The organism is uncultured Roseobacter sp., from assembly GCF_947499265.1.
Classification (GTDB): domain Bacteria; phylum Pseudomonadota; class Alphaproteobacteria; order Rhodobacterales; family Rhodobacteraceae; genus Roseobacter.
In genome coordinates this window covers 17,186-43,669 of sequence record NZ_CANMNK010000016.1, presented here as the reverse complement: position 1 = coordinate 43,669, position 26,484 = coordinate 17,186, and the positions used below count along the sequence as shown (strand labels likewise).

29 protein-coding genes are annotated in these 26,484 nt (G+C 62.3%); 13 read left to right on the top strand and 16 right to left on the bottom strand.

Features of this window, described 5'->3' with window-relative positions; all coding sequences use genetic code 11:
- Window positions 1-109: 109 nt before the first annotated feature.
- The 3 genes from Q1A63_RS25080 to Q1A63_RS25070 form a co-directional block, all read right to left on the bottom strand.
- Complete coding sequence (locus tag Q1A63_RS25080; RefSeq protein ID WP_298976732.1) at window positions 110-415, bottom strand: c-type cytochrome; 306 nt, start codon at window positions 413-415, stop codon at window positions 110-112.
- 107 nt (window positions 416-522) lie between these two features.
- Window positions 523-852, bottom strand: a complete 330-nt coding sequence (gene soxZ, locus Q1A63_RS25075; RefSeq protein ID WP_298976734.1) for a thiosulfate oxidation carrier complex protein SoxZ — start codon at window positions 850-852, stop codon at window positions 523-525.
- A 12-nt stretch (window positions 853-864) separates the two neighbouring features.
- Window positions 865-1,290: a thiosulfate oxidation carrier protein SoxY gene (locus Q1A63_RS25070; RefSeq protein WP_299632697.1), complete on the bottom strand. Its 426-nt coding sequence runs from the start codon at window positions 1,288-1,290 to the stop codon at window positions 865-867.
- Between the two features lie 215 nt (window positions 1,291-1,505).
- On the opposite strand from Q1A63_RS25070, the gene Q1A63_RS25065 reads away from it, so the two are divergent.
- Window positions 1,506-2,225: an ABC transporter ATP-binding protein gene (locus Q1A63_RS25065; protein ID WP_299632696.1), complete on the top strand. Its 720-nt coding sequence runs from the start codon at window positions 1,506-1,508 to the stop codon at window positions 2,223-2,225.
- A complete protein-coding gene (locus Q1A63_RS25060; RefSeq protein ID WP_299632695.1) occupies window positions 2,222-3,013 on the top strand; it encodes an ABC transporter permease in 792 nt (263 codons plus the stop codon). Before Q1A63_RS25065 ends, Q1A63_RS25060 begins: the two co-directional genes overlap by 4 nt.
- A 10-nt stretch (window positions 3,014-3,023) precedes the next feature.
- On the opposite strand, the gene Q1A63_RS25055 is transcribed toward Q1A63_RS25060, so the two are convergent.
- Entirely contained in the window at window positions 3,024-3,227 is a 204-nt protein-coding gene (locus Q1A63_RS25055) for a hypothetical protein (protein WP_299632694.1), read from the bottom strand.
- Window positions 3,228-3,394: 167 nt separating this feature from the next.
- On the opposite strand from Q1A63_RS25055, the gene Q1A63_RS25050 reads away from it, so the two are divergent.
- The 7 genes from Q1A63_RS25050 to pqqE all read left to right on the top strand — a co-directional run bounded on the left by Q1A63_RS25050 (window position 3,395) and on the right by pqqE (window position 8,939).
- A complete protein-coding gene (locus Q1A63_RS25050; protein WP_299632693.1) occupies window positions 3,395-4,996 on the top strand; it encodes a HAMP domain-containing sensor histidine kinase in 1,602 nt (533 codons plus the stop codon).
- Window positions 4,997-5,005: 9 nt separating this feature from the next.
- Window positions 5,006-5,686 carry a response regulator transcription factor gene (locus tag Q1A63_RS25045; RefSeq protein ID WP_298976743.1) on the top strand — a complete coding sequence of 227 codons (681 nt, stop codon included), beginning with the start codon at window positions 5,006-5,008 and terminating at the stop codon, window positions 5,684-5,686.
- 106 nt (window positions 5,687-5,792) lie between these two features.
- The gene (gene pqqA / locus Q1A63_RS25040; RefSeq protein WP_012177128.1) at window positions 5,793-5,891 is read left to right on the top strand and encodes a pyrroloquinoline quinone precursor peptide PqqA; all 99 of its coding nucleotides are present in this window, start codon (window positions 5,793-5,795) and stop codon (window positions 5,889-5,891) included.
- Between the two features lie 24 nt (window positions 5,892-5,915).
- Window positions 5,916-6,809, top strand: coding sequence for a pyrroloquinoline quinone biosynthesis protein PqqB (gene pqqB / locus Q1A63_RS25035; protein ID WP_298976744.1), 894 nt, complete (start codon window positions 5,916-5,918; stop codon window positions 6,807-6,809).
- The gene (gene pqqC / locus Q1A63_RS25030; protein ID WP_298976746.1) at window positions 6,810-7,559 is read left to right on the top strand and encodes a pyrroloquinoline-quinone synthase PqqC; all 750 of its coding nucleotides are present in this window, start codon (window positions 6,810-6,812) and stop codon (window positions 7,557-7,559) included.
- Window position 7,560: 1 nt separating this feature from the next.
- A complete protein-coding gene (pqqD, locus tag Q1A63_RS25025) occupies window positions 7,561-7,836 on the top strand; it encodes a pyrroloquinoline quinone biosynthesis peptide chaperone PqqD (protein ID WP_298976747.1) in 276 nt (91 codons plus the stop codon).
- Complete coding sequence (gene pqqE / locus Q1A63_RS25020; RefSeq protein WP_298976749.1) at window positions 7,833-8,939, top strand: pyrroloquinoline quinone biosynthesis protein PqqE; 1,107 nt, start codon at window positions 7,833-7,835, stop codon at window positions 8,937-8,939. Before pqqD ends, pqqE begins: the two co-directional genes overlap by 4 nt.
- 73 nt (window positions 8,940-9,012) lie before the next feature.
- Here the strand turns inward: pqqE and Q1A63_RS25015 are convergent, their stop codons facing one another.
- The 3 genes from Q1A63_RS25015 to Q1A63_RS25005 all read right to left on the bottom strand — a co-directional run bounded on the left by Q1A63_RS25015 (window position 9,013) and on the right by Q1A63_RS25005 (window position 14,572).
- Window positions 9,013-10,290 carry an MFS transporter gene (locus Q1A63_RS25015; RefSeq protein WP_298976750.1) on the bottom strand — a complete coding sequence of 426 codons (1,278 nt, stop codon included), beginning with the start codon at window positions 10,288-10,290 and terminating at the stop codon, window positions 9,013-9,015.
- 151 nt (window positions 10,291-10,441) lie between these two features.
- Window positions 10,442-10,843, bottom strand: coding sequence for a hypothetical protein (locus tag Q1A63_RS25010; RefSeq protein ID WP_298976752.1), 402 nt, complete (start codon window positions 10,841-10,843; stop codon window positions 10,442-10,444).
- A gap of 102 nt (window positions 10,844-10,945) precedes the next feature.
- Window positions 10,946-14,572: a M10 family metallopeptidase C-terminal domain-containing protein gene (locus Q1A63_RS25005; RefSeq protein WP_299632692.1), complete on the bottom strand. Its 3,627-nt coding sequence runs from the start codon at window positions 14,570-14,572 to the stop codon at window positions 10,946-10,948.
- Window positions 14,573-15,193: 621 nt separating this feature from the next.
- Here Q1A63_RS25005 and Q1A63_RS25000 point away from each other — a divergent pair.
- A complete protein-coding gene (locus Q1A63_RS25000) occupies window positions 15,194-16,411 on the top strand; it encodes an MFS transporter (protein WP_299632691.1) in 1,218 nt (405 codons plus the stop codon).
- 151 nt (window positions 16,412-16,562) lie between these two features.
- Here Q1A63_RS25000 and Q1A63_RS24995 read toward each other — a convergent pair whose 3' ends face one another.
- Window positions 16,563-17,660 carry a ParB N-terminal domain-containing protein gene (locus Q1A63_RS24995; RefSeq protein WP_299632690.1) on the bottom strand — a complete coding sequence of 366 codons (1,098 nt, stop codon included), beginning with the start codon at window positions 17,658-17,660 and terminating at the stop codon, window positions 16,563-16,565.
- Entirely contained in the window at window positions 17,647-19,032 is a 1,386-nt protein-coding gene (locus tag Q1A63_RS24990) for an AAA family ATPase (protein ID WP_298976758.1), read from the bottom strand. Before Q1A63_RS24990 ends, Q1A63_RS24995 begins: the two co-directional genes overlap by 14 nt.
- 479 nt (window positions 19,033-19,511) lie before the next feature.
- Here Q1A63_RS24990 and Q1A63_RS24985 point away from each other — a divergent pair, with 479 nt between their 5' ends.
- The 3 genes from Q1A63_RS24985 (at window position 19,512) to Q1A63_RS24975 (ending at window position 21,341) form a co-directional block, all read left to right on the top strand.
- Window positions 19,512-20,687: a replication initiation protein gene (locus Q1A63_RS24985; protein ID WP_298976760.1), complete on the top strand. Its 1,176-nt coding sequence runs from the start codon at window positions 19,512-19,514 to the stop codon at window positions 20,685-20,687.
- Window positions 20,688-20,810: 123 nt separating this feature from the next.
- Complete coding sequence (locus tag Q1A63_RS24980) at window positions 20,811-21,041, top strand: type II toxin-antitoxin system CcdA family antitoxin (protein ID WP_298976762.1); 231 nt, start codon at window positions 20,811-20,813, stop codon at window positions 21,039-21,041.
- Entirely contained in the window at window positions 21,042-21,341 is a 300-nt protein-coding gene (locus tag Q1A63_RS24975) for a CcdB family protein (RefSeq protein WP_298976763.1), read from the top strand. It abuts the gene before it with no gap.
- On the opposite strand, the gene Q1A63_RS24970 is transcribed toward Q1A63_RS24975, so the two are convergent.
- From Q1A63_RS24970 to Q1A63_RS24940, 7 genes are read right to left on the bottom strand one after another with little or no spacing between them, the layout of a single operon-like run.
- Complete coding sequence (locus Q1A63_RS24970) at window positions 21,338-21,874, bottom strand: hypothetical protein (protein WP_298976765.1); 537 nt, start codon at window positions 21,872-21,874, stop codon at window positions 21,338-21,340. The two genes, Q1A63_RS24975 and Q1A63_RS24970, sit on opposite strands and share 4 nt — an antisense overlap.
- Window positions 21,864-22,862 carry a hypothetical protein gene (locus tag Q1A63_RS24965; protein WP_298976766.1) on the bottom strand — a complete coding sequence of 333 codons (999 nt, stop codon included), beginning with the start codon at window positions 22,860-22,862 and terminating at the stop codon, window positions 21,864-21,866. Before Q1A63_RS24965 ends, Q1A63_RS24970 begins: the two co-directional genes overlap by 11 nt.
- Window positions 22,859-23,422: a hypothetical protein gene (locus Q1A63_RS24960; RefSeq protein ID WP_298976767.1), complete on the bottom strand. Its 564-nt coding sequence runs from the start codon at window positions 23,420-23,422 to the stop codon at window positions 22,859-22,861. The genes Q1A63_RS24965 and Q1A63_RS24960 overlap by 4 nt, the downstream gene beginning before the upstream one ends.
- Window positions 23,423-23,433: 11 nt before the next feature.
- The gene (locus tag Q1A63_RS24955) at window positions 23,434-24,063 is read right to left on the bottom strand and encodes a hypothetical protein (protein ID WP_298976768.1); all 630 of its coding nucleotides are present in this window, start codon (window positions 24,061-24,063) and stop codon (window positions 23,434-23,436) included.
- Between the two features lie 11 nt (window positions 24,064-24,074).
- Window positions 24,075-25,142: a polyprenyl synthetase family protein gene (locus Q1A63_RS24950; protein WP_299632688.1), complete on the bottom strand. Its 1,068-nt coding sequence runs from the start codon at window positions 25,140-25,142 to the stop codon at window positions 24,075-24,077.
- Window positions 25,139-25,978 (bottom strand): class I SAM-dependent methyltransferase, encoded by an 840-nt coding sequence (locus Q1A63_RS24945; RefSeq protein WP_299632687.1) that lies wholly within the window; start codon window positions 25,976-25,978, stop codon window positions 25,139-25,141. Before Q1A63_RS24945 ends, Q1A63_RS24950 begins: the two co-directional genes overlap by 4 nt.
- Window positions 25,975-26,481 carry a hypothetical protein gene (locus tag Q1A63_RS24940; protein WP_299632686.1) on the bottom strand — a complete coding sequence of 169 codons (507 nt, stop codon included), beginning with the start codon at window positions 26,479-26,481 and terminating at the stop codon, window positions 25,975-25,977. The genes Q1A63_RS24945 and Q1A63_RS24940 overlap by 4 nt, the downstream gene beginning before the upstream one ends.
- Between the last annotated feature and the right edge of the window lie 3 nt (window positions 26,482-26,484).

Below are 26,484 nucleotides of genomic sequence, written 5' to 3'. Positions count from 1 at the left end.
CCGGCCATGCCCCTCCGCCAAAACATGCGGCGCAGACAGCGCAGCCGCCCCAGTGCCCAGAAAAATGCGTCGGTTCAAAGTCATTGTGATCCCTCCCAAAAGATCAGCCTCATTCGAGGTCTTCAAAATAGGTGGCAAGGGCTGCGATCTCCGCATCGCTCAACCGACCCGCCAGCATCTCCATCACGTTGTGCCGCCGCGCCCCGCAGCGGTACGCCTGCACCGCAGCCACAAAGTCATCCGCGCCCCAACCGGTAATGGACGGAATACCTTCGGCGCCGCCATCCACGCGGTGACACGTCAAGCATTCACCAGCAAGATAGGCCCCATAGGCGGCGTCTCCGGGGGTGGCAATCGGTTCTGAACAGGCCGCGTCTGCCGCCGCGGTCGCCGATGCCACCAGGCCCGCAACCATTGCCCCACACCAGAGTGCACGAAAACTCCCCCGCCACATGGGACACATTATCACGCAAAATCCACGCCCGTCACAGCGCCACTTTCGTCTGCGTCGCAGGCCTTGGATCACGTCACGGCGATGCTTTTTTGCGCTGTATAGATGGCCCCGTCATCATCGTACCATGCGAAACTGAAGACCCCCGACCGGGGCACGCGCGCCTTGAATTCAAAAAACGGGTTGGTGGCAATGCCCGGATGCAGCGTCGCATCGACAACCGTTTCCCCATCGAAATCGCAGGTGAACCGGTGAATGATCGACCGTGGGATCGTCTGACCGGCCTCATCGAAACGCTGCCCGCTCTCCATCCGGTGAGTGATCAGCGTCTTGATCGTGATGACCTCCCCTGCCCTGGCCACCTTGGGCAGTTTGACGCGCGATTTCACACCAGTTGCCATCAATTACCCTCCTCAGGCGCCACAGCCGCCGACGACAACATCGACAAACTGCGCGGCACTCAGCACCGTCCCATCTGGCATCCGCGCCAGCGCCATGACCTCTTGCGTGCGGGCCAGACGGATGCGGGTGGAAAACTGCTGCTCCACCGCCATCGGCCCAAAACGGACCATGGCGACGGGCGGTACGGGGTTTTCCGGGGCGATGATCATCAGGGCTCTCGCGCCCTCCGCCGCAACCTCGACCGGCACCTTGTAGCCGTCTTCCGCCACCGCATCGAGCGTCAGGATCACCCCGCCGGGTGTGATCTGCGCCCCTTGCGCAAAAGCCGCGATGGCCTCTTCCGCCGTGATCTCCTGCGCCACCAGATCGCCTGGAAACCCAAGCGCCAGCAGGGCGGCGGACCCCGAAACCAATGTCTCGCGTCGTGTGACCGGCATGGTCGTACCTCCGAACGGAACGTGGCAAAGCTACGCGATCGCCCTAAAATCCCGCAATGACATGTTTGTGATGGCCCGGCGCGATTTATGCATCTAAGACCAAAGGCTATGTCGCGCCGCTTGTCGCGCCATGGCTTTCGGGGCAAGCTGCCATCCAGGATTTCAGCGTTGTGGGGAGCAGGCGTGACCGGGAATATCCAGACAGGACGGCGGCTATGACCGGGGGGCTGCGCGTCACCGATCTCAGCTTCGACTATGGCCCCAAGAAAGCGCTGGATCGTGTCTCGCTCGCCGTGCCGCCGGGTCAGTTTTGTGCACTGCTGGGGCCCAACGGCGCGGGCAAATCGACCCTGGTGTCGCTGCTGACCCGCTTGCTGGTGGCACCAACGGGCGATATTCATGTGGCCGGTCACGATCTGCGCACGGCCCCGCGCAAGGCGTTGGCCGAACTGGGGGTGGTGTTTCAGCAGCCGACGCTCGACCTGAACCTGACGGTGCGGCAGAACCTGAGCTATTTCGGCGCGCTGCACGGCCTGCCCCGCGGTGAAATGCCAGGCCGGATCGACGCAGCGCTTGACCGTCTGGACATGCGCGCCCGGGGGGATGAGAAGGCCCGCGCCCTGAATGGCGGGCACCGCCGCCGGATGGAACTGGCGCGCGCGCTGCTGCATGAGCCATCGGTGCTGTTGCTGGACGAACCCACGGTCGGGCTCGATGCCGCCGCACGGGCTGCGATCACCGACCACGTGCATGACCTTGCCCAACAGGGGCTTTGCGTGCTCTGGACGACGCATCTGACGGACGAAGTGCGCGATGATGATGCGCTGCTGGTCCTGCACCGCGGGCAGATCATCGACGCAGGCGTCACCGGCGACATCCGTGGCGCGCAAACACTGTCGGATTGGTTTCTGACCCGCACCGGAGCCCCCGCATGAGCGGGTTCTGGGGCGTCACCCGCGCCATCGTCGGGCGCGAATTCCTACGCTTCATCCATCAGCGCGAACGCTTTATCGCGGCCCTTGTGCGGCCCCTCGTCTGGCTGTTGATCTTTGCGGCGGGCTTCCGGGCGGCCCTGGGTCTGTCGATTATCCCGCCCTATCAGACCTATATCACCTACGAGACCTACATCGTGCCCGGTCTCTGCGCGATGGTGCTGCTCTTCAACGGCATGCAAAGCTCGCTCAGCCTGGTCTATGACCGCGAGATGGGCTCGATGCGGCTCCTGCTCACCAGCCCCTACCCGCGCTGGTGGCTGCTCTTTTGCAGGCTCTTTGGATCCACCGCAATCTCGATCCTGCAGGTCTACGCGTTTCTGGCCATCGCCGCCCTGTTCGGGATCACGCTGCCCGCCCTGGGCTATATCGCGGTGCTACCGGGGCTGATCCTGGGGGGGCTGATGCTGGGCGCGCTCGGGCTGGTTCTGTCGAGCTTCATCTCGCAGCTGGAAAACTTCGCGGGCGTGATGAACTTCGTCATCTTCCCGATGTTTTTCCTGTCTTCCGCGCTCTATCCGTTGTGGAAAATGGCGGAAAGCTCGCCGCTCCTGCGCGACATCTGCGCCTTCAACCCCTTCACCCATGTGGTGGAGTTGATCCGCTTCCTGCTTTACCTGCAGCTCAACTTTCACGCCCTCGCCTGGGTTGTGCTGAGCACGCTTGTCCTCAGTCTGTTGGCCGTCTGGGGCTATGATCCCGCGCGCGGGCTGATGAAGCGCAAGGGGTGAGCGCGTGGCCTTAGGTATCCCGCTCCGCAAAAGACACGGTGCGGCAGCGCCAGCTCTTGATCTGCTGATTGGGGTGGTTCGCCGTCCATTTGGCCAGCTCAGGCTGCGCGCCCATCAGGCATTGCATCGGCGAGACATCCGTAAAGACAAGACTGCGCTCGCGACATTCATCCGGTGCCGTAGACAGGCACGCGACAAACAAAAGTTCGATCATGGGTCAGGGTTTCCTGTTTTTTGTTTCTGCTCGTACGCACGCTCTGGACATATACTAAAGTCGGTAAATTTCTTCTTAACTTTCCCTTCTGGCACTATTTTGAGCCCTAAAAGCAGGAAATTCCGGCAATTTTCGGCAAATTTGCCTCTTTTTGCGGTCATGGGCGAATGACGGCTGCCGCCCCCAAACCCGCGTTGTCCCTAAAGCTGCGGCTTGCCGTGGGCGCGGCGCTTTTGGGCGCAGGCACGGTTTTGACAGCGCTCATTCTCTCCTTCGGCCTCAACGAGGTCGCGCGCAGGCTCGACACCGCCCTGGCCTCCGAGATCCGCATGGCACGCTATTCCAGCCTGTCCACCCAGGCCTCCACCTTTCTGGTGGTCGCGACCGAAGCCGTGCAGATCGGCCAGCCGCGAGATGTCCGCGCGGACCGCATTGCACCCGTCACCGACCAGATGCGCCGCACGTTTGTGCAGTTGCATAAGGACGTGGCCGAGGCGGTCAATGCCGCAGAGGCGCTGGGGCTGGACGAGCAATCCCGCTACGGCACCCAATCGCTGGGCGTTGCGCGGATGCAGGCCATGCTGGAGGACACCGAGCAGGGCCTGATCTCCGACATCGAAGACCCTGAGCGCCTGCGCGCCTACCTCGACCGGTTTGCTTCCAGTTTCGATCAGCTGCTTAGCCAAGCGGTGAACACCGAAGTGCTGTTTCGCAACAACATCCTCTCTGGCATCGACACCCTGCGCCAGCGGCTGACACTGATCGCGCTGAGCATCGCGGCGGCGACCCTGCTGGCGGTCACGGCCTTTTATTTTGGCCTGATCCGCCCGCAATTCCGGCGGCTGGATGATCTGCACCGCGCGGCGCATCAGATCGGCGAGGGGGATTTTTCCGTCAGCCTGCCGGTGACGCGGGCGGATGAGATCGGTCGGCTCTCTGCCGAAACCAACCGCATGGCCGCCGCCCTGCTGGCCCGGCAGAAAGAGGTCCGGATGGAATGGGGCCGCCTCAACAACACCATCGCACAGCGCACCGAAGAGCTGCGCACGGCCAATGCCGCGCTGGCCGAAATCGACGACAAACGCCGCCGGTTCTTTGCCGACATCAGCCACGAACTGCGCACCCCCCTGACCGTGATCCTGATGGAAGCGCAGATCGGCAGGAAGGAAGGCGACCCCGAGGCAAGCGCGGCCTTTGCCACCATCGAGGCCCGGGCGGAACGGCTGAACCGCCGGATCGACGATCTGCTGCGGCTGGCGCGCTCCGACACGGGCGAGCTGGCGCTGGATCCGCAAACCGTCGCGCTGCCGGAGCTCATGCAGGCGGTGCAGGGCGAGATTCAGGCGGAAATCGACAGTGCGGGTATGGAACTGGAGATCGTAGGGATGCCCGACATCCCCCTGCACTGCGATCCCAACTGGGTGCGGCAGGTGATCGTCAGCCTGATCCGCAACGCCATCCGCCATACCCGCGCGGGCAAACACCTGCGGATCACGCCGATTGTGGCGAAAACCTACGCCGGTGTCAGCGTCACCGACAATGGCCCCGGCATCACGCCGCAGGATCAGACGAAAATCTTTGATCGTTTCGTGCAGGGCAGCTCAGCCACCGCCAACCAGGGCTTTGGCGTGGGTCTGGCGCTGGCCCAATGGGTGGTCGAGGCGCAGCAAGGCGAGATCAACCTGATCAGCCCCCTGCCCCGCGACGCGGCCATCGGCACCGCACCCGGGACCAAAATCTCGGTTCGCCTTCCGCGCGGGACTGCTTAATCTGACGCCATGAGCAAACTTCTCATCATCGACGACGATCCCGAGATCACCTCGGCGCTGGCCCGCGGTCTGGCGCTGCATGGCTATGAGACCGAAACCGAAAACCGCGCCGACCGCGCGCTGGAACGGTTGCAGACCGGCACCCATGTGGGCGCGATTGTTGATGTCATGCTGGGGGCCGACAGCGGCATCGATCTGGTGCGCACGGCCCGTGCCGCCGGGGCCACCCTGCCGATCCTGATGCTCTCCGCCCTCTCGGAGGTCGAGCACCGCACCGCCGGGCTGGAGGCCGGGGCGGATGACTATGTGGTCAAACCCTTCAGCTTCGATGAACTGGTGGCGCGCCTGCGGGTGCAGGAGCACCGCGCCAGCGCGCAGCGCCCGCAGCCCGCCCGCCTGTCCCGCACCGCGCGCACCCTGCAGAACGCAACAGACAGCGTTGCCCTGACCGAGCGTGAATGCGCCCTGCTGGAGCTGCTGATGCGCCATCTGGACGCGCCTGTACCGCGCATCGAGATCTACGAGACCCTCTGGTCCAGCGACGGGGCCGGTAACGAAAATGTGGTCGATGTCTACATCGGATATCTGCGCAAAAAGCTCGCGACCTCCGATTTCGGCATGGAAATCAAAACCTTGCGCAATCAGGGGTTTTGTCTGACCGGTCTGATGCCCGCCGTAGATGACGCGTGATATAGACCAAAGTCTTATGATTTCTTATAAATTAAGAGTCGCTCATCACGCCAAGCTCTGCCACCCTAGCGCTGTAGTTTACTACGCATTTTTGGAGGAGACGACCATGGCTTGGACCAAACCAATCATCCGCGAAATCGAATGCGGCATGGAAATCAACATGTACGGACCGGACAGCGACGAAGAGCGCGAAGTCCTGTTCTGATCAATTTGCGCGCGGGCGGCCTATATGTCATTCCGCGCGCAAATCCTTGGGGCCGCCGCCGGTGGTGGACTGCCTCAGTGGAATTGCGGCTGTAACAACTGCAACCTGGCGCGCTCCGGCGCGATACCATCACAGACCCAATCCTCCCTGGCTGTTACGGCCAATGGTTCCGCATGGGCCATTCTGAACGCGTCTCCTGATATTCGGCACCAGTTGTCGCAATCCCGGTCTCTCCACCCTACAGGATTGCGGCAACTTCCGCTCCGCTCGGTGCTGGTGACCAATGGTGACATCGACCATGTTGCGGGGCTGCTCACTTTACGCGAAATGCAGCCCTTCACGCTCTTTGCCACCGCCGGCATCCACGAGGTGCTGGCCCAGAACCCGATGTTCGACGCGCTCAACAGCGCCGTGGTGGCCCGCGAAACCATCGCGCTCGACACACCCTTTGAATTGGCCCCGGGTCTGACCGCCACCCTCTTTGCTGTGCCCGGGAAGGTACCGCTCTATCTGGAGGGGGAGCAGGTGCAGACCGATCTGATCGGCGATCAGACCGTGGGCGTGAAGCTGGCGACCACGGGCAAAACCGCCTTCTATATCCCCGGCTGTGCGCTGCTCAACGATGATCTGCGCGCGCGGCTGACGGGCGCGGATCTGCTGTTGTTCGACGGCACCCTGTGGCAGGATGACGAAATGGTACAGGCCGGTTTGGGGCAAAAGACCGGCAAACGCATGGGGCATATGTCCATGAGCGGGCCGGACGGCTCTCTGGCCGCTTTCGACGGGCTGGACATCGCCCGGAAGGTCTATGTGCATATGAACAACACCAACCCGGTGCTGCGCCCGGCATCGGCTGAAAAGGCGCAAGCCGAAGCCGCCGGATGGATCATCGGACAGGACGGAATGGAGATCACGTAAATGACCCAAAGCCGAGACGCCTTCGAAGCACGCCTGCGCCAGATCGGCGCCGAACGCTACCACGATCTGCACCCGTTCCACGATCTGCTGCACGGCGGCGGCTGCGCACCCAATCAGGTACGCGCCTGGGTGATCAACCGGTATTATTACCAGCATTCGATCCCGATGAAGGACGCCGCCTTCATGTCCCGCGTCGAGGACCCGGCACTGCGCCGCGCCTGGCGGTCCCGGATCGAGGATCACGACGGCACCGAGCAAAACGAGGGCGGCATCCGCCGCTGGCTGCGGCTGGCCGAAGCCGTGGGGCTCGATCCCGATTACGTCTCAAGTTGCCGCGGCGTGCTGCCCGCCACAAAATTTGCGGTGGATGCCTATGTCCGCTTTGTGCGCGAAAAAACCCTGCTGGAAGCGGTCGCCGCCTCGCTCACGGAACTCTTTGCGCCCAAGATCCACGCCAACCGCATTCAGGGGCTGCTGCAGAACTACGACTTTGCCGATGACAGCTCGCTGAGCTACTTCAAGAACCGCCTGAAAGAAGCCCCCAAGGATGTGGCCTTTGGTCTTGCCTGGGTGCTCGACCATGCGGATACGGCCGAGAAACAGGAGGCCGCCGCGCAAGCGCTGATCTTCAAGACCGATGTGCTCTGGTCGCAGCTCGATGCGCTCTGGGGCGCCTATGTCGATCCTGCCCGTATCCCGCCCGGCGCCTGGACCCCGGATGAGGGTCTGTTGCTGCAAAAGGCGTCCTGACATGCTGGCCACCGATATCCCCGCCCTGCCCCGCGGCGTGCGCCTGCACCACGACAAGGTCCGCGACACCTGGGTGCTGCTGGCGCCTGAACGGGCGATCACCCTTGATCCGGTCGGCCACGCGATCCTGACGGAAGTCGACGGCACCCGCAGCTTTGGCGAGATCACCGGTACCCTCGCGGAACGCTACAATGCGCCCATCGACCAGATCCAAAAAGACAGCTCAGGCTTTCTCGACGCGCTGCGCAATCGCCGGTTTCTGGACGTCGCCCCGTGACCGTCCCGCACCCCATCGCGATGCTGGCGGAACTGACCTACCGCTGCCCGCTGTCCTGCCCCTATTGCTCCAACCCGGTGGAAATGACCCGTCAGGAGGCAGAGCTGGACACCGACACCTGGGCGCGGGTGTTTCGCGAAGCCGCGGATCTGGGTGTTCTACAACTGCACCTCTCCGGCGGTGAACCCGCCTCGCGCCGCGATCTGACCGATCTGGTCACCGCCGCACGGGAGGCCGGGCTTTATACCAACCTCATCACCTCGGGCATCGGGCTGACAGAAAAACGGCTGGCCGCACTGGATGCGGCAGGGCTTGATCACGTGCAGCTCTCACTGCAGGGCACCAACCCGGAAATGGCGGATGAGATCGGCGGCTACAAGGGTGGCTTCAAACGCAAGATGCAGGTGGCGGAATGGATCGGCAAGATCGGCTTCCCGCTGACGCTCAACGCGGTGCTGCACCGGCGCAACCTGCACCAGCTGCCCCGCGCGCTGGAGATGGCGCAGGAAATGGGCGCGCGCCGGATCGAGGTCGCCACCGTGCAGTTCCATGGCTGGGCGCTGAAAAACCGCGATGCCCTGATGCCAACCCGCGAACAGGCCCGCGAGGCCACTCAGATCGTCACAGAGGCCCGTACAAGGCTCAAAGGGCGGCTGGTGATCGACTATGTGCCCGCAGACTACCACGAGGACTACCCCAAGCGCTGTATGGGCGGCTGGGGCACCTCCGGCCTCAATGTGATCCCCGACGGCACCGTGCTGCCCTGCCACGCGGCGCAATCGATCCCGCATCTGAGCTTTGAGCGGGTGCAGGACCGGTCGCTCAGCGACATCTGGTACCAGGGCGCGGCCTTCAACGCCTACCGCGGCACCGACTGGATGGCGGAGCCCTGCCAGAGCTGCGAACGCAAAACGGTGGATTTCGGCGGTTGCCGCTGTCAGGCCATGGCGATTGTCGGCGATGCGGCGGCCACGGACCCCGTCTGCATCAAATCTCCGCACCACGGCGCGCTCCAGGCCCAGGCCGACACCCACGCCGCCCAAGGTGACGCCCCGCTGATCTATCGCGAAATGCCCGGCAAACAGGCAGAACCCGCGGAATAGATCCGCCGCGTCTGGCGCGTGCCTGGTGCTGAGGGCGCGATGTCATGGATTGCTCAACCGGCGGCTCCCGATCTCACTTTGCTGTCCGGGCCAATCCGCCCGCCAAAAGCGCGGCGATGACAATAAAGGCGGTTGCGCCGACCCATGCGATGGGCAGCGAATAGCCCTCCGCGAGGCCCCCAACCAACATCAGACCAAGCGCAGCCCCGAACTGTTGCACGAGTGAGCGTAGCGACAACAAAGTAGATCTCTGATGATTTTCGACACAGGAATGTAGAATACTGCTGGCCGGTGTTTCGATCACACCAAAGATGACAGAATAAAGGATGAAGACACCAACGAAACCCAGGATGCTGCCCTGAAGCGCCATTGCGATCTGCAGGGTCGCAAGACACGCAAGGGCCACCGAGAGCGTAACGGCATCTCGACGTCTGAACATCCGATTGACCCGGGGCGACAGGGCCGCGCCAAACGCCATCGAGAAGAAATAGGTCGCCGTCAGCGCGCCAATCGCCGTATTGGCGTAACCTTCGCTCAGCATGGCCTTGACGTGGGTCGGCCACAGCACTTCGACCGGGTTCGTCGCCATCAGGAGGAGCGCCAGCGCCATCAGCAGGCGCGACAGCGTGCGATCTGTCCATGCGAGGAGACCCGCCTCTCTGATCACGGTCGGAACCTTTAGGAAGCCCTGCCTGAGTGCCTCGGGGTTCAGCGGACGCGGCGTCTCTGTGATGGCAGCCAGGGTGTAGAAAAACACCACCGACATCACGATGAGGCTTGCGAGGTATGAGGTATCGTAAATGCTGAACCCAAACCGGATCGCAACGACGCCGAAGACATCGGGCAAGAGACCCCCGCAAATGGCACCAAACGCCAGGCCCATGGCATTGGCCCATTGCGCTTTTGCAAGCGCGGGTTGGATATCTACATCTGGCGCCACGGTCCTGAATCGCTCGACAAACCATGCGTCCAGTGTTCCCGAGCGCAAAGCCCGACCAAACCCGGTAAAGGCAAACGACAGCGCCAGAATGTTGAAATCGCTCGACGACAGAAACAGGACGAACGAGATCAGGCTGGCCACAACCGCAGAGAGGAAGACGGGCTTGCGTCCGATGTTGTCCGCCAGCCCGCCAAACGGCAATTCCATCGCAATGGTTGTGGCTGAGTAGACCGCGAACAGCAGCGAAATCTGAAAGAGATCCATGCCTCGATCAACCAGGGCCAGGGCCACAACCGCCACGGCCAGGCCCATGGCAAATCGGTCCAGGAACTGATGTATCTGGAAGACCCGGATGTGCCGCTGAGCGACATCGGTCAGCTGATGAAAGGAGAATTCAATGTCAGCAGGCATATGCGCAGTCTTGGCATCCGGGGCGGTGAATGCAATAGCCGCGCCCGCACGCCAATATCCTGCGTCAGGAAAGCGGCCCCCGCGCGGGGCCTTTCACATCAGCCCCTTGATGCCCGGCAGACGCCGCCGCAACACTCTGGCCCCGGTACCTTCAGTACATCGCCGTGTTGAGTGTGATGGAAACGGGCGCGCCCGCCTCGGCCTTTGCACTGCCGCGGGCAAGCAGCCAGCCGTCGTCGCGCTCGAGTCGCGCCACAACCTGCAGGGTTGGCGAAGCCACCGCACGGGCAGGCACGGCCAGGGCAAACGCGATCTTCTCCGACCCGCCATCGCTTTTGACGCGCGTTTTCATGTCGCTGAAATACCCTTTCTCCTGAACGGATGGGTCCTCCAGAGAAATCTCGATCTGGCCCTTCGGGATGACCTTGCCTCCTTCGAATTCGACAGCACCGCGCATATCTCCTGATTGCGCCGATGCCCCTCCGGCGGTCATAGCGACCACCGCCGATCCTGCCGCGACAAAGAGGGTCCGGCGATTGATGGCGGACTTCATTGCAAAATCTCCCTGATCATTGCTGTTCTCATGTAATCACGCCCTTGCGCAGATGGCATGGACCGGGGCGAGGCGCCGGAACAGCGCCCCACCCACGTCGCCTCAGATGACAACAAAATCGTCCGCGGACAGATCCAGATTGGCGCTCAGCTGCGCAAACTGGATCGCCTCACCATCACCGGTGCCATCGGCATCATAGGACAACGCCCCGTTGCCGGTGTCATAGATGATGCGGTCATCACTGTCACGGCTGGTCCCCGTCGCACTCCCGTGGAACGCACCGAACGAAAGCACGCCCTCGTCACCCACATCTTCGAAGATGAGATTGTCCAGAAGGATCACATCCTCGCTGACCTGGAAATCCTCGATGGTGTCGATGTTGCCGTCTCCCAGCGCGGTCGAGAACCGGAAGGAATCCTCCCCCTCTCCGCCAATGAGCGTATCGGCCTCCTGCCCGCCATCCAGCAGGTCGCTGCCTCTGCCACCGCGCAGCGTATCAGAGCCCGCCTCCCCCGGTTCTGCAGGTGCCGGTGGGAAGTCCACCGAGACGTTCAGCGTATAGGTCGACCCCTCGGGCACCACTTCCGTCCAGCCGCCTTCTTCGGACTCTGCCGTCCAGCTGCCCTGCAGGATGTAATAGGTCCCTGTCTCCTCCACGACAAAAACCGTGCTTGAATCCCGATTGCTTGTTGAGCCGGGATCGCCGCCGCCATCATCGTTTTCGGTGACGACATCGCCATTGCTGTCCAGCAGCCGGACCCAGCTGTCATGCACGTTCGGATCGGCAATGCCATCAATATCGATGGACAGGATGGTGCCCGCGGCCAGATCGATGCTGTAATAGCCGCCTTGGCCGTTTCCGGTGGCGTTGACGGTCGTATGCAGGACAGTCGTCGAATCGAAGATGTTGGGATCTTCTTCCAGAGAGAAGTTGTCGGAAATGTCGAAGGCCGTCGCGATGGAGTTATTCGTCGCATCCGCTCCCAGCGTGGCATAGCCGGTACCCATTCCCGGTGTTGGCAGTGCATCACCCTGATAGGCGAAATCGCCCAGCAGCGTGTCATCCCCGCGACCGCCGCGCAGCACATCGTCGCCGCCCTGTCCCGTCAGCACATTGGCGGCAGAATCGCCCTGCAGCCGGTCGTCAAAGCCCGATCCGGAGAGGTTCTCGATCGAGACATAGGTGTCACCCTCGGATGTGTCGCGGCGCAGGCTGAGCCGGACCCCGCTGGTCGCATCGGAGTAATCCGCCGTGTCACTGCCGGCCCCGCCGTTCAACAGATCTTCGCCGCCGCCACCGGTCAGCGTGTCATCCCCTGCCCCGCCCGAAAGCGCGTTGATCTGGTAATCGCCGATCAGGCGGTCATCGTGGAAAGAGCCCACGACGTTTTCGAGATCGACGAGGATGTCGTGCCGGATGGTCGTGCCGCGGCCCACGATCTGCACCGGCCCGTCTGCGTCACCGCCCGTGGCCGTGCCATTGACAAGGTCGACCGTCACACCGCTGGAGCTGCCCCGGTAGACAACCGTATCATTGCCTTCGCCGCCATCCATATAGTCCTGACCCGCGCCCCCGATGATCGTGTCATCGCCGCCTTCGCCATAGAGGATGTCGCCATCTCTGCCGCCATCCAATATGTCATCGCCGTCGCGGCCGTTGAACACATCGCCGCCGCCCTGACCAATAAAGTGGTTCGCTGCGGAGGTGCCGATGAACCGGTCGATGCGGTCATCAGACCCGATCAGGTTCTCGATGTCGTAGAAGGTATCGCCCGAGGCGGTGCCACCGCTGGCGACATTTGTCTCAAGATTGACAAGCAGCTGGAACGGGCTCTCGCGGCTGTAGTCAACCGTGTCAACACCGTCACCGCCCCGGAAGACATCGACACCGGCCTGACCGCTCATCATATCGTCGCCGTCCCCGCCATCGAGAAGATCATCGCCCTGACCACCGAGGAGGGTGTCGTTCCCGTCCCCGCCATAAAGCGAGTCGTTGCCATCGTCGCTTTCGGTCTGGTCTTCGAGGTCTTCAATGTCGATGGTGTTGTTGACATCGCGGCTGGCGAGCGAGTCGCGGCCCCCGATGAGCGTGTCATCGCCACCCATACCAAAGATCGTGTCGTCACCGCTGCCGCCGTCGAGCGTTTCAGCGCTGTCATCGCCAAAGATGATGCTGGTCCGGGTGTTGTCACCCGGACTGGACGCGGTTTCACCGCCAGTGTCTTCTGGCTGGTCCGCCGCCGCTACCTGGTCCGCTGTGCCGTCGGCGTAGATGATGTTTTCGACATTAGCGATTTCGCCGACGTCAATGTCTCGGGACATCACGATGACCGTATCGTTGCCGCCATCCGCTTCCTCGTGCACGATGTCGTCAATGGAATCGACGAAATAGGTGTCATCGCCATCATTCCCCGCCATCCGGTCAGCGCCGCCACGGCCATCCAGCACATTGTCGCCGTCATTCCCGATCAGAATGTCGTCATAGCTGCTGCCGATGCCATTCTCGATGTAATACTCGGTCTCATCGGCGTTGTGCCCGGCAAAGATCGACACGTTGTTGTTGTGCCCGTTGACGCTGGAAAACTGCCCGGCGCGCAGATCCAGGATCGTGCCTGCGGTGGAGCCGGAAAAGTCGACGGTATCGGTGCCGCCGGTATCGTGGATCACGAACCCGATGTCGCGCTGCATGCCCGATGAGGTGAGCTCATAGCCATATTTCGAGCTGTTGAACCCGTAGACGTCGTCACCGGTATTCAGGTCGATGGTCTGATAGGTCCGCTCCCCATCATCGTCCACTGTGGAGAAATAGTTGCGAATGACCGCTTCGATATCCCCCATCAGCGGCGTCGAGGCCGACCAGCGGCTGTCTTCGCCAACATCGATCCCATCGAAGTAGGACATGACGCTGTATTGCTGACGGTCATAGATCCAGGTCGCATTGTTCAGGTAGTTGATCTGCACCCCGCCAGGACCGCTATAGTTGTAGAGCCCGGGGTGGTTCAGACCGAACTCATGACCCAATTCATGGATGAAGGTATCGAACACATAGCCGCCGATGTCCGTCAGGTTGGGCTCGGTGTCGTGGAACCGCTGGCCAACGCTGATGTACCGGTTGCTGGAAAAGGCGCTGCCATCGCTCTGCTCACCAATTTCCGGGCTGACAATCTGCATCCAGTCCGTGTCCTCATCGTATGGCGCATCATCGACGACCTCGAACTGGAAGGGCGCGACAGAGGCCCACATCTCCAGGGCGCCGATCACGGATGCCTTGTAATCTGGATGGTCGTTGAGCTCCTCGACATTGATCCGCATCGTTTCACCCGCGATCTCTGGCGTCAGGTCGCGCTGGAGAGCCCCCAGATAGTCGAGATAGGCTTCGTAATCCTCACTTTTACCGAATGGGTTGTCCGGCGTCTGATCGTTGACCCACCATGGCGCGCTGGCGTCGTCGGTCTCAATTTGCGCGTCGCCCGACGCCGGAAGGGACCCGTCATCTGAGCCCGAAAGCATCGCTTCGGGACCGTTGGCGGCGTCCGGGGTTCCGGCAGAACCGCCCGAGGCAACGGAATCCGGGTCATTCCCTTCGTCGAGCGCCGCCAGATCAGGCGTCGTCTCTTGCAGAGCTATTGCCTCATCCAAGTTCGCCTGAAATCCAGCCTTTTGAAACCCGATCTTTCCAAAAGACGTTTCTTGCTCGGGGCCGTACCCCATTTCACACATGATGCACATGTTCAGATCATCCTTTCTTAACGATGCCAGAGGCGTAAATTCAAGTCGTCGGGGTCAGGCTGCGGATCCGCGGGCCGACGTCATCGAGGAAGGCCTCGCAACCCTCGTTTTTGCCAAATGGATTGTCTGGCGTCTGATCGTTAACCCACCTTTGGGTGGTCGTTTGTTTTGTGGATGGCATCGTTAGAGACTCCCTATCGGACAACCGCAAATCATCACGGCTGTGCATGTTGGATGATGCCAATTTTCAACTGGCATCTTGTTGCTTGAGTGCGGAAAAAAACGAGTGCTGACTGAAATATTTCAACACCTTCATCAAAAAAGATGTGGTGCGTTAATATGGCTAAGATTCTGCCCGTACGTCTTTTTTTTAGATTTACCTATTGAATTCAACCAGAAATAGAAATCGTCAAACTATCGGCGAAATTTGGCTTGGTCGCAGGGACCTCTGTGCAGAACTTGGGCGGCCCATCGCAGCGCCCGGGCACCCCGCAGGACGGCTCAGATGCTGCAGGAACCGGCCAAGGGCGACGCCTCTTCGGGGGTATCGATGCGCGACACGCTTGACGTTTCCATCCGCTTTGCGGACCCTGCGCCCGAGCGCATCATGGGAGATTGCGAATGCCCGCGGCACTACTGTCCAGAAACCGGAACTACCGCCTCTTGTTCAGCGCCGGCGCGCTGACAAATCTGGGCGATGGGCTGATCGTCCTTGCCCTGCCCTGGCTCGCCACTTTGATGACGCAAAACCCGCTTGCGATTGGTGCCGTGGCTGCTGCCGGGCGCCTGCCGTGGCTGTTTTTCGCCATTCCCGCCGGGGTGATCATAGACCGGGCCGACCACCGGAAGCTGATCGCGCGGGCGGATCTTCTGCGCGCTGTGATTGTATTCACCATTCTCATGCTGGCGCTGAACGACCAGGTGCCCGGTGCTGTGTGGCTTCTGGCCGGGCTGGCCTTTCTCCTCGGCTCTGCCGAGGTCCTGCGGGACAATGCGGCCCAGACAATTCTACCCTCCATCGTCGATCCCGACGATCTGGAGGCGGCGAACGGGCAACTCTGGAGCACCGAACAGCTGACAGGCCAATTCATTGGGCCACCGCTCGCGGGCATTCTGATTGCCGCTGGCATTGGCATCCCCTTTGGGCTCGATGTGGCGTTGCTGGTGCTGGCGGCGGGTCTTGTCTGGCTCATCACCCTGCAACCGCAATTACGGGTTCAGACCAGTTTCCGCGAGGCGCTGCTGCAAGGCATCGCCTTCATGCGCGGTGATCGGTTGCTGTTGCGCCTGGCCGTCGTCCTGGGGGTGGCCAATTTCCTGGCAACCGCGACGCTCACCGTTCAAGTGCTCTTTGCCCAAGAGGTTCTGGGGCTTTCGGCGGCGGAATATGGCTTTATTCTTTCGGTGGCCGCCGTGGGGGCGATCACCGGCAGCCTGCTTGCCCCCCAGATCACGAAAGTGCTTGGGATACAGCTCTGCCTCTACCTGTCGGTTGCCACATGGGGTGCCGGGTACGTCCTGATCGGGATCAGCACAAGCAGCCTTGTCATGGCGCTCTCGCTCTTCGCGGTGATGGCCGCCGCGATGCTGTGGAACGTGATCACCGTCTCCTGGCGGCAACGGCGCATCCCTTCCGATCTTCTGGGGCGGGTGAACAGCATCTATCGCTTCTTCGGATGGGGTTCGATGCCGCTTGGCGCGCTCGCCGGGGGGTTTGCCGTATCGGTCCTTCAGGACGATCTCGGGCGTGATATGGCTATTCGCGCGCCATTTGTGCTTGCAGGTCTGAGCTGCTTCGGGTTGCTGGTTTACGCGATTTTCAAATTGCGTTTGGACTAAAGCGTTTCGCGCTGTTGGAAACGGGACTGGCATGGGCACGCGAAGGGTTCCTGCGCAGGCGCTTGCAGCGCTATGGGGCACACGCTGATATCGGGCGGTTGGATATCAACGTTATGCCACGCGGCCGATCACACGTGATAGGGTGGCGCCCTCACTCCTTATCGAACAGATACTGCAAATGCTCCAGCGCCCGTTCCAGCAGGGCGCGGTCGACCCCCCTGCCCTTCAGGCGGATCAGATAGCCCTGGCTGTCGCTGCCGTATTGCAGGGTTACGCCGCTTGACAGGTGCACCGTATCCCGCCCTTCCCACCCAATCTTGGGGGCCTTTTTCTTGGGTCTGCCGCCTTTTTTGGGATCACTTCCGGTGACCTCAAAGGCCTCGATGACCGGCTCCATGGACGCCCATTCCTCCTCCGCTGAGGCCGGTTGCGCCAGCGCCAGAGCATCGCGCAATTTGATCTCCGCGCCATTGCGCAGGGCTGTGGACAGGCGCAGGCCATCACGTTCCTTGAGGTTTTCGGGAAATTCGAGCATATCGCCAAGTTCTTCAAAAATAACGGAAAACGAGCGTATCTTTGAACGTTTTGCCTTGCTGGCCATGGCAAAAAGCTGGGCCACCGCCTCTTCGGTGCTGGCAAAGGCGCCCTGCTGCGCTGCGACGACCGCGATGCGCCCCCGTTCGTAATGCGACAGGTTGGTGCGGATTTCATTTTCCTCCACCATCGCGGCAAAGCTGCCGCCCAAGGCGTCAGGGTCACGAACCAGCGCCTTGATGGTCTTGTACTTGGCATCGCCCGTCAGCGCGCCCAGTTCGCGCACCGCCCAGAGGCGGCGATACCCCGACAGCAGCCCATAGGCCTGCCCCTCGCCGGAGCGCTCAAAAACCTCCACCGGCAGGCGCAAGCCATGTGCCGCGATGGAGGCTTTGAGCTCATCCATATCCGCGGGGTCTATGACCGTCCGATCGCGGACCATCGCGTCGGCCTGAATGTCTTCCAGCGGGATGTTCAGGATCAGCCGCCCCTGCCCTTCGGCCTCGCGCAGGCGGTCCGCATCCGCTGTGTTCTGGGCCTGCGTGGCGCGGGTTTCGGGGTCCGCCATTTCCTGGCTGCGCGCGCTCTCGGCAGAAACCTGTGAAATTGGGGCTAAGGCTGCGTTCGGTCGGTTAAGGGTTTCGCGGCGAAACTCCTCTTCGATCCGATTGAGATCATCCGCGCTCGGGGCGCTGACTTTTCTACGCTTCGCCATGTTTTGCCTCCTGCTCATCTTTCCACCACGCGCCGACGATCAACTCCTTGACCTCCGCCCAGGTGCGGTCAAAGGCCTCGCGGCCCCGCACATATGTGTCCCGGTTAAAGTCCCTGTAGTCGGCCTCATAGATACCGTTGACCTGCTCACCGGCCTGTCCGACCATGGCGGTCATATCCTGCCGGAAAGTGGTCATCAGGTCACCGAAATAGGCTTGGATCACATTGGCCAGATCCGTCTGCTGTGCCGCATCAAACCGGGTGATCAACGTCCGCACGGCGTCCCACTCGAATTTGACATCCGGCAGCCCGGCGTGGCGGCGTTGCGCGTTTTCGCCGTCCTCGATGCTGGCGAATGTCGAGTAGAGCATATCGAAGAACCGCCCGGTGGAATCGAACTCCAGAAAGGACGCGCCCAACGGGACGATCAGGATATCCGCGGCGGCCAGCGCATTGATCGTGAGATACCCCAACGCGGGCGGTGTATCGAGCAGCACGATGTCGTAGTCCTGCAGAATGCCACTGTCGTCCAACCCGTTGGTCAGCGCATCCCAGAGCGGCCAACCACGGCTCTGCATCCGCCATACCGGCACCTGAAACTCGGCCCAGTAGAGGTTCAGCTGCGCCCCGATCAAATCAATGTTGGACCAATGCGTGGTCTGGATCAAGTTTCGCGGCGAAACCTCAAGCGCCTCGGTGAGGGTTTCGTCCAGCGGGATCGGAGCGTCACCGCGCGCGGTGCGGACCTTGTTCTCACCACTGATGTGCTGGGCGTAGTCACGCGCGAGGATTGGAAAGGCGGTCTGCCACTCATCCTGCACCTGACCGCCCATAATGCTCGTCATCGAGCCTTGGCTGTCGAGATCGATCACCAGCACGCGGTAACCATCCAGCGCGGCACTCATGGCCAGATGCGCGCAGGTGGAGGTCTTGCCGACGCCGCCCTTGAAGTTCGCGACGGCAATCACCTTGGCGTCCAGTCCTTCGGGACGGTAGGGGCGATACTCCCGGTGAGCAGCACCTTCCTCGGCGAAGTGATCGCGAAGCGTCATGACCTCCTCAAGCGAGAACCACTTGGAATTTCCCTCACCGGTGCCTTGGGGCAGGGTGGGATCGTTCTTCAAAACCCGGCGAAAATGCGCGGGGGCGACGGGGATCAGATAACGACAGACCTCCCATGTCGAGAAGCGCCGCAACCGCTTGTTGCCGTCCGGGGCATGTCCGCTCTTGGCCAACTCATCGCGACCACGGGCGGCGAAAGCCGCCGCTTTCGCGAATCGCGCGGTATGGATAGGCTCCACGAGACGGCCCGCAGCCTGTTCAGGATCGATGCCGAAATACGGGGGGAGGGGGTCTTTTCCAAAAGATGTCATGCTGAACTGCCGATGTGAGCGTTTTTTTCTAACTTTCCAAAAACTATCACACATGAAACGGCAAAAGTGAAACCCTGTCGTGGAAAACGGGCAATATCAGCGGGCTGGGTTTGAAAATCTTTAGAGTCTTTAATGACTTTGGTTTAGAATAGTCTAAATTTATCAAAGAACTAGAGCATCATGGGCGCCTGAATACAGGACCAAAGGTACCCTGATCCGGGATTTCAAGGACCCCGGCACAGGCGGAAAGGTACCGATTCGCGGGATTTAGGGCCTATTGCGTACAATAGAGACTATTGATGCGGGTATCGGGTAAAATGCATCCCGTATTTGGGTTCCTTAGCCGTTGAGCGGAAACCTCACGGCCCGGCATCTCAGCGACACAAAAGGTATCCAGTCCCGGATTGAATTTAGGTGCCTTTGAGGCTAAGGTATCGGTCAGGGATCCTCAGAGGTCCGGCCAAAAAGGCGTGAGCAGGATGGAAGATATTCCAAAGGAAAAACTGACGGGGTCGCTCCGACGGGGCGCCGTCAAAAAGCATGTGGCCGCGATCCACGTGTCAGGCAAGCTGACGTTGCTGCAACGCAAGCTGAGCAACGTGCTGTTGCTGAACGCCTATGACACGCTGACCCAGGCGGCTTCGTTCCAGATGGATGCGCGCACGCTCTGCCTGATGGTGGGGTATAACTCCAATGATTTCGATACGCTGAAAGCGTCGCTGCGCGGGCTCGCCGAAACGGTGGCGGAATGGGATATGCTGGACGAGGCGGGTCAGCAGGAATGGGGCGTGTCCAGCCTGCTGAGCTATGCCAAGCTCAAGGGCGGGGTCTGCGAATACGCCTATTCCCCGGCGTTGGCCGAAAAGCTGGCTGACCCGAAGGTGTTTGCGCTGATCAACCTCAACATCCAGCGCCGCTTCACCAGCGGGCATGCGCTGGCGCTCTATGAAAACTGCTACCGGTTTCACCGCACGGGCAGCACCGGGTGGTGGTCGCTGGAAACCTTCCGGCGCTTGATGGGCGTCGAGGAGAGCGCCTATTACGAGGTCTACAAACACCTCAACGCCAAGATCATCAAACCGGCGGTCGCCGAGGTGAACCGCACCAGCAACATCGTGATCACGCCGGAGGTGCGCAAGCGGGGCAGGGCGGTCACCGACATTCGGTTTCTGATCAAGCAGAACCCGCAATTGGCGATCCTTGACCTGGATGACGGCGAGGGGCTGCGGCGCGCGCCGGTCTATGACCGGTTGCGGGCGATGGGGGTCAGTGACCGTCTGGCGCGTCAATGGATGCTGGAACATGGCGAGACACTTGTGGGCGAGAAGCTGGATTACGTCGCGGCGCAGTCCGGGGTGAAAAGCCCGGCGCGCTATCTGGCGGCGGCGCTGCGGGATGATTATGCGGAGACCCCGAAAGAGCCGGTGCCACCGGCCACCAGCGCGCGGGCGCAGCGATTGGGGCGGGTGCGGGATCTGGCGGCCAGCCGGACGCCGACACAGCGGGATGCGGACAAGCGGCTGTTTCTGGCCCGCATCGAGGACCTGGCGGCCCGAGCGGATTTTGAGCGGCACGGCTGGATGTCGGCGCTGAATGCGCAGGCCGTCTTTGCTTTCTGGGAGGAAATCATGCCCGGGGCATTTGAAGAACTGTGAGACGGTGGGTAAAAACTGCCTTGTTAGAGACTGTTTTGCTGCAATATACTGAGTACGCATGAATATGCGCATGCTTGACGCGCATGATTTTCTCTCTTATATTTGCGCATAGAGGAGATGCCCATGCCTGCAGCCCATCGCAAACCTACAAACCTATCCCTTGATACGTCGCTGTTGCGCGAGGCGCGCGCGTTGAAGGTGAACCTGTCGCGCGCGGCGGAAGAGGGCGTGCGTGCCGCCGTTGCCGAGGCCCGCGCGGCGGTCTGGCAGGCGGAGAATGCTGCGGCGCTGGAAAGCTCCAACACCTATGTCGAGACCCACGGCCTGCCGTTGACCCGGTATCGGCAGTTCTAAATGCCGCGCCATGATGTCTACCGCAACCCGGATGGGCCGGGATATCTGCTGGATCTGCAAAGCGACCTTCTGTCGGAATTGAACACGCGGGTCGTGGCACCCTTGATGCCCGCGGAGGCCGCCCCTAAGCCCGCCGCATGGTTGAACCCGACCTTCGAGGTTGAGGCGGAAAGGGTGGTGATGGTCACGCAGTTCATGGCTGCCGTACCGCGTGCGATGCTGGGGGCGCCTGTTGCCAGCCTGGAGGCGCAGCACGAGGCGATCACCCGGGCCGTCGACATGGTGATGCAGGGGTTTTAGAGGCCGCCCGGGGCCTTCAACAGACCCTCGCGCCGCAGCAGATCCCTTTCCTTGTCGGCCAGAAAGCGGCTCTGTGCAATGCGAGTGCGCCGGTCGGCCCGCAGGCCACCCTGCCCGGTGGTTTCCAGAAACGCGGCGGCGAGTCCTTGCAGGGCAGGGATGCGGGTGCTCGCATCGACCAGGATTTCGATGATCGCACAGATGGTCATGACCTCATCGGCGGTGCCGCGCAGGCGGATGAAATCGCGTGAAATGGCCTCGGAAATTTCCAGATAGCCCAGCAGCAGGGCGCTGACGGTGTGCCGGTCGGTGGATCCGTTCGGGCTTTTCAGGCTGGCGGTGGCGCGCAGGCGGGTGACCCGCAGCGTGTCCCGGTCAAAGCGGACGGTGACGCGGTCGTCATCCAGCACCATGCGGGAGACTTGTGTGCCGGCGAGTTTGCGGATGGCCTGGGCGCGGTGCGGTTCGGCCTCTTGCAGGGCGGCGTAGAGCGCGATGATCCAGTCGCGCAGGTGGCGGGGGTCACTCGACATATTCAAACACCCCCGATCCCCTGGCGCGCAGCATCCGGTGGTCCAGCGTGGCGACCAGATGGCAGCGCCCGGCCAATTCGTTGATGAAGCCCGCACCGGGGCGCATCGGGTCACTGAGCAGCAGCTGCGCGGCGGTGTCGGTTTCGAAGGTGAGCTCAAAACGGGCGAGGCGGCTGTCAGCGCGCAGGGTGACGGTGCGGGGCAGGTCGGGCGCGCGGCGGTCGGGGTGGATGGCGGCCAGCGCCCCGGGCAGGCGGCGGGCCGTGCGGGTCGGCGCCGCGTCATAGGTGAGGTCGATCTGATCGGGTGTGAAGCCGTAGACGCGGGTGCCGTGGATCAGAAAGACATGTGGCGGCTGGCGGCTGTGGTGCGCCTTGTCGGTGCCGCGGGCGGCGACGATGGTGATGTCCTCGCTCAACACCCAGGCGCCCCATTCCCAGGCGACATCCTCGCCCCAGAACCAGCGGCCCCAGTTGTGGTCGTGGTAGCCGCGCGCATGGGTCAGGTCGATATCCTCGCCGTCGATCCTGAGGGTGCCGGAGAGGGCGAGGGCGGGGATGGCGCTCCATCCGATCCAGCCGCTGCCGAAGGCTGCCGTCAGGTCCAGGCTCGCGGTGGACAGCAGGGGGCGGGCGATGAGGTCGGCGATGAGCCCGTCCCCGGGCCGGGCGACGCGGGCGTGCAGCGCTGTGCCGTCGCGGGTGACGGCCATCGAGACGGTGGAGAGAAAGAGCGCCTGGGTGTCGACTTTGCTGTCCGAGAGGGAGGCGATCTCGATCCCGCCGATCCAGTCGCCGTCCTGTGTGCTGGCCAGCGCCACCCCCACGGCGCGGGCGCGTTTGTCCCAGGGGGGCCCGTGCAGCGACAGGTTGATCAGCACCACCCGTCCGCTGTCGGGCAGGAAGACGTTGAGGTGAAACCAGTCCTTATAGGCCGCCGCCGTCGGATCGCTGAGCACCGGCGGGCGCAGCGCATCGAACCGGCTCACCGCAGGATCGGGCCGCTGTGCACCGCGTCCCCGGGCTCGATCGCGTCGCGGTCGGGCGCGCTGCGGGCCAGGGCCTCCACCGATTGCACGATCTCGCGGGAGTGGATCCACAGCCCCATCAGCGTGTCGATGAAGGTGATCGGGACGGGCACGGTGCCGCTGCGGTGCACCTTGTTTTCCAGCGGGGCAGGGACGTTGTCGATGGTCTCGGCCAGATCGTCGGCCAGTAGCAGCGCCAGATCGTTGCGGATGTGATCCAGGACGGGGGCGGCGGGCATGCCTTCGGTCCAGCCGGTGACGCGAAGGGCGCTCCAGAGCAGTTCGCCATTGTCCTTCACGGCACTGGCCTCCAGCGCGCGGCGGATGCGCGCGCCCTCGGCGGTCTTGGAAATCTCACGCCCGGCCTCGGCCAGCCCGGCGAGGGTGGAGCCGATGACGCTAACGCCTGAGGTATAATGCAGCGTGATCAGACGGCTGGCCAGCGAGGCAAAGAGGCTTGCGGTGGTGCGGCCCGCGTCCTCGGGCGGATCGACGAGGCGAATGTTTGCGCTATTGGGCATGGTCGTTCTCCTCAGCTGGATTTGGCAGGTTTACGGGCGGCGGGTTTTTTGGCGGGCGCCTTTTTCGCCGCCGTGGCGGTTTTGCTCTTTGCCGTGGCGGCCTTTGATTTTGCAGCGGCCGCAGAGGCCTTTTTCTTGGCGGCAGGGGTCGCGCGCGTGGTTTTGGTCACCGTGACCTCCAGCGGCACCACCCCGTCGCTGCAGCCGTAGATCAACACAGCACCCCGGAAAACACCCACTGGCATCTCTGCAGGGGCATCCAGCACCAAAGCGAATTCCATGACCTCATCGGTTGCGAGAAGCGCCGTGGGGGGTGAAAACGCGGTCTGGGCAAACCATGTGGCCCCGGTATCCGACACCAGCGGCGTGATCATGGGTGTGACCATCGAATGCACCCGCTGGCGGTTTTCCACGGTCACCGTCGCCTTGGCCTGCGCGCCGGGGCGCATTTTCAGCTCAATCGTCGCCCCCTCCACCTGCTGCACCACGGTGCCCGGCGTGACCGGCCCGACAATGCCCTGCAACTGCCGCAGATACTGCATCGTGGCCTGGCTGAGGCTCTGCTGAAACGCGCTTTGCAGCTTCATCAGCTCTTCGAACGGGCTGGGTGGGGCGCTCCCGTGGTCGTGGTCATGTGGCATGTCGGTCCCTCTTATTTCAGTCTTGCAATCACGTATTTCAGCACTTCGCGCAGGAATTGCCGGTGGCGGGTTTCGGGCATGAAGGCGAGCCCCTCCGCTTCGAACTTCAGCGCCCGGTTGATGAAATCCTGTGCCAACTCCCGCCCGTGCTGGATCGAGCCCTGCTCATGCATCGCCTGCAGCAGCCAGCGCACCTCATCGGGTTCCTTGTCGGCGCGGGGCAGGGTCAGCAGCCGGATCGCCCGCGCCCGCTGGCGTTTGGGGGCGGTGCGCAGGAAATGCAGCAGCATCACCGTGCGTTTGCCCTCATAAAGGTCACCGCTGATTTCCTTGCCGTAGAGCACCTCATCGGCGGTGAGATTCAAAAGATCATCCTGCACCTGAAAGCCTATCCCTGCGAGATAGCCCAGCTCCATCACATCGATCAGCGCCTCTTCGAGGTCGGCGACCATGGCGGGGCCGGAGCCTGCCACAACCCCCAGCCGCAGGGGCGCGATCATCGTGTACCAACAGGTCTTTTTGTAGGCCATGCGCAGGTAATCTTCGGTCTCCAGATCAAACTGCGCGTTGTGGATCCAATCCAGTTCAATGGCCTGGCCTTCGACGGATTCGCGGCTGAGCCGCTCGAAATCCTTGAGGATCCGCATCGCCTTGCGCACGCCCAGCTGGTCGACATTGTCCAAGAGCAGCGACAGGCAAAAGACAAAGGTCGCATCACCGGTGTTGATCGCAATCGGCACCCCGTGGCGGCGAAAGAGCGTCTCATCCCCGCGCCGGAAATCCGAGATGTCCTCGATGTCGTCATGCACCAGCGCGCCGTTGTGGAAAAGCTCGATGGCGGTGGCGGTGTTTTCGGCCTGCGCCTGCGTCCCGCCCATGCCCTGACAGGCGGCATAGACCAGCGCGGGCCGCAGGCCTTTGCCGACGCGAAAGGGATAGTCGCTGATCTGGTCGTAAAGCACATTCATCCCCGTTTCGCGGCGCGCATCGAAAAAGCGGGTCATCGCCTTTTCGGTCCGGGTCCTTGCGGTCTTGAGGGCCTCTTCGATGAGGGCCCGGTCGTAGGCGGTCTCGTTCAAACCGGCTTCTGCGCGCAGGCGATGCCGAAACCGGGCACAAGGTCGATCCAGCCGGTGTTTTCAAAGCCTGCCGCCTCGAAAAGCGCCATGAATTGCTCGGGCGTGTGAAATCCGATCCAGCCGGGATCGGCCCAGAGCGCGAGGCCGGAGGAGCGTTTGACGAACCACTCGGGGCCTGCGTCGATCACCGTGTAATAGCCGCCGGGGCGCAGGGCGCGGAAGATCTCGGCTGTAGCGGCGGGCGGGTCGGGGTAGTGGTGGTGCGCAAGGCAGGAATAGACCAGATCAAACCGACCCGTGAAGACCTCTGGCAGATCGCCCACGTCGGATTGGAAAAAGGCGGTGTGGTCAAAGGCCTTGGCGCGGGCGGCGGCATGGGCGGCGTTGACCATGCCCGCGGCCAGATCGATGCCCACCGCTTCGCCCTGCGGCACCATCTGCGACAAGCGACAGAGCTCACGCCCCGCACCGCAGCCTGCATCGAGCAAGCGGAAATCCGGTTTGATCCAGGCGGAGAGTTCCTCCACGGCGGCATTCATGATCGGGGTGGAGAAGGGGCGCACATAGGCGTCGTAGATCTCGCCCATACGGTCGAACTCCGAGACCAGCGCGTCATTCTCCGTGGCCCGGCCCAGCAGCACGGGGCGGGGGTATTTCTTCGAGAAATGCGGGCCGAGGCCTTTGCGGTCCAGCGGTTTTGGCAGGGTGCCCAGCGTGGTGCGTTCGATGAGCCCGGCATTGCGGCCCTGTTCATAGGGTTTCATCACCAGTGCGGAATAAAGGTGCATGGCCTGCACCAGCACGCCCTCGGCCATGATGCCGCCCGGCGCGCTCATGGTGTTTTTGCTTTCGCCTTGGCGGCAGGGGGCAGGCGGCGCAAGACCACGGGGATGTCACGGTCACCGAAGGGGCGGATGCTGACGGTGCCGTGCAGATCTTGGTCAAGTTTCATCTTGCCCGTTGGTTTGCCCTTGAGGGTGAAAACCACGTCTTCACCTTTGCCGACCATGCGGCCTGTGGGTTCGGCCTTGACGCCCGCTGCCTTGAGGTTTTCGGAAAGTTCCGGATCGGCGGCGACCTCCTGACCGGTGCTGTTGGTCACGGCAAAGCTGGCGGTGGCGACCTTGCCGGCAGGGGCCGCGAGGATCAGCGGTTGGATCGCGGGGGCGGCGGGTTGCGGCGGGGCGGGTTTGGCGGGTGTGTCCTGGGCAACCCCCTGTTCCGCCAGACCCTGCAGGGCCTTGAGGTAGTCCTTGGTGACGTCAAAGAGGCCGGAGTAATACTTCATGTTCAGGCGCATGGCCTGGCCGATAATGTCTTTCAATTGTGTATTCGACATGGG

Bases quoted from the DNA above. Each gene is read 5' to 3' on its own strand.
- pqqD (WP_298976747.1), top strand. From the start codon at position 7,561: ATGCTGGCCACCGATATCCCCGCCCTGCCCCGCGGCGTGCGCCTGCAC.
- pqqC (WP_298976746.1), top strand. From the start codon at position 6,810: ATGACCCAAAGCCGAGACGCCTTCGAAGCACGCCTGCGCCAGATCGGC.
- pqqB (WP_298976744.1), top strand. From the start codon at position 5,916: ATGTCATTCCGCGCGCAAATCCTTGGGGCCGCCGCCGGTGGTGGACTG.
- Q1A63_RS25010 (WP_298976752.1), bottom strand. From the start codon at position 10,843: ATGAAGTCCGCCATCAATCGCCGGACCCTCTTTGTCGCGGCAGGATCG.
- Q1A63_RS25045 (WP_298976743.1), top strand. From the start codon at position 5,006: ATGAGCAAACTTCTCATCATCGACGACGATCCCGAGATCACCTCGGCG.
- Q1A63_RS25000 (WP_299632691.1), top strand. From the start codon at position 15,194: ATGCCCGCGGCACTACTGTCCAGAAACCGGAACTACCGCCTCTTGTTC.
- Q1A63_RS25050 (WP_299632693.1), top strand. From the start codon at position 3,395: ATGACGGCTGCCGCCCCCAAACCCGCGTTGTCCCTAAAGCTGCGGCTT.
- Q1A63_RS24960 (WP_298976767.1), bottom strand. From the start codon at position 23,422: ATGCCCAATAGCGCAAACATTCGCCTCGTCGATCCGCCCGAGGACGCG.
- Q1A63_RS24980 (WP_298976762.1), top strand. From the start codon at position 20,811: ATGCCTGCAGCCCATCGCAAACCTACAAACCTATCCCTTGATACGTCG.
- pqqA (WP_012177128.1), top strand. From the start codon at position 5,793: ATGGCTTGGACCAAACCAATCATCCGCGAAATCGAATGCGGCATGGAA.
- Q1A63_RS24975 (WP_298976763.1), top strand. From the start codon at position 21,042: ATGCCGCGCCATGATGTCTACCGCAACCCGGATGGGCCGGGATATCTG.
- Q1A63_RS25015 (WP_298976750.1), bottom strand. From the start codon at position 10,290: ATGCCTGCTGACATTGAATTCTCCTTTCATCAGCTGACCGATGTCGCT.
- Q1A63_RS25055 (WP_299632694.1), bottom strand. From the start codon at position 3,227: ATGATCGAACTTTTGTTTGTCGCGTGCCTGTCTACGGCACCGGATGAA.
- Q1A63_RS25005 (WP_299632692.1), bottom strand. From the start codon at position 14,572: ATGTGCATCATGTGTGAAATGGGGTACGGCCCCGAGCAAGAAACGTCT.
- Q1A63_RS24985 (WP_298976760.1), top strand. From the start codon at position 19,512: ATGGAAGATATTCCAAAGGAAAAACTGACGGGGTCGCTCCGACGGGGC.
- Q1A63_RS25080 (WP_298976732.1), bottom strand. From the start codon at position 415: ATGGTTGCGGGCCTGGTGGCATCGGCGACCGCGGCGGCAGACGCGGCC.
- Q1A63_RS24970 (WP_298976765.1), bottom strand. From the start codon at position 21,874: ATGTCGAGTGACCCCCGCCACCTGCGCGACTGGATCATCGCGCTCTAC.
- Q1A63_RS24990 (WP_298976758.1), bottom strand. From the start codon at position 19,032: ATGACATCTTTTGGAAAAGACCCCCTCCCCCCGTATTTCGGCATCGAT.
- soxZ (WP_298976734.1), bottom strand. From the start codon at position 852: ATGGCAACTGGTGTGAAATCGCGCGTCAAACTGCCCAAGGTGGCCAGG.
- Q1A63_RS25065 (WP_299632696.1), top strand. From the start codon at position 1,506: ATGACCGGGGGGCTGCGCGTCACCGATCTCAGCTTCGACTATGGCCCC.
- Q1A63_RS24940 (WP_299632686.1), bottom strand. From the start codon at position 26,481: ATGTCGAATACACAATTGAAAGACATTATCGGCCAGGCCATGCGCCTG.
- Q1A63_RS24945 (WP_299632687.1), bottom strand. From the start codon at position 25,978: ATGAGCGCGCCGGGCGGCATCATGGCCGAGGGCGTGCTGGTGCAGGCC.
- Q1A63_RS24955 (WP_298976768.1), bottom strand. From the start codon at position 24,063: ATGCCACATGACCACGACCACGGGAGCGCCCCACCCAGCCCGTTCGAA.
- Q1A63_RS24995 (WP_299632690.1), bottom strand. From the start codon at position 17,660: ATGGCGAAGCGTAGAAAAGTCAGCGCCCCGAGCGCGGATGATCTCAAT.
- Q1A63_RS25060 (WP_299632695.1), top strand. From the start codon at position 2,222: ATGAGCGGGTTCTGGGGCGTCACCCGCGCCATCGTCGGGCGCGAATTC.
- Q1A63_RS25070 (WP_299632697.1), bottom strand. From the start codon at position 1,290: ATGCCGGTCACACGACGCGAGACATTGGTTTCGGGGTCCGCCGCCCTG.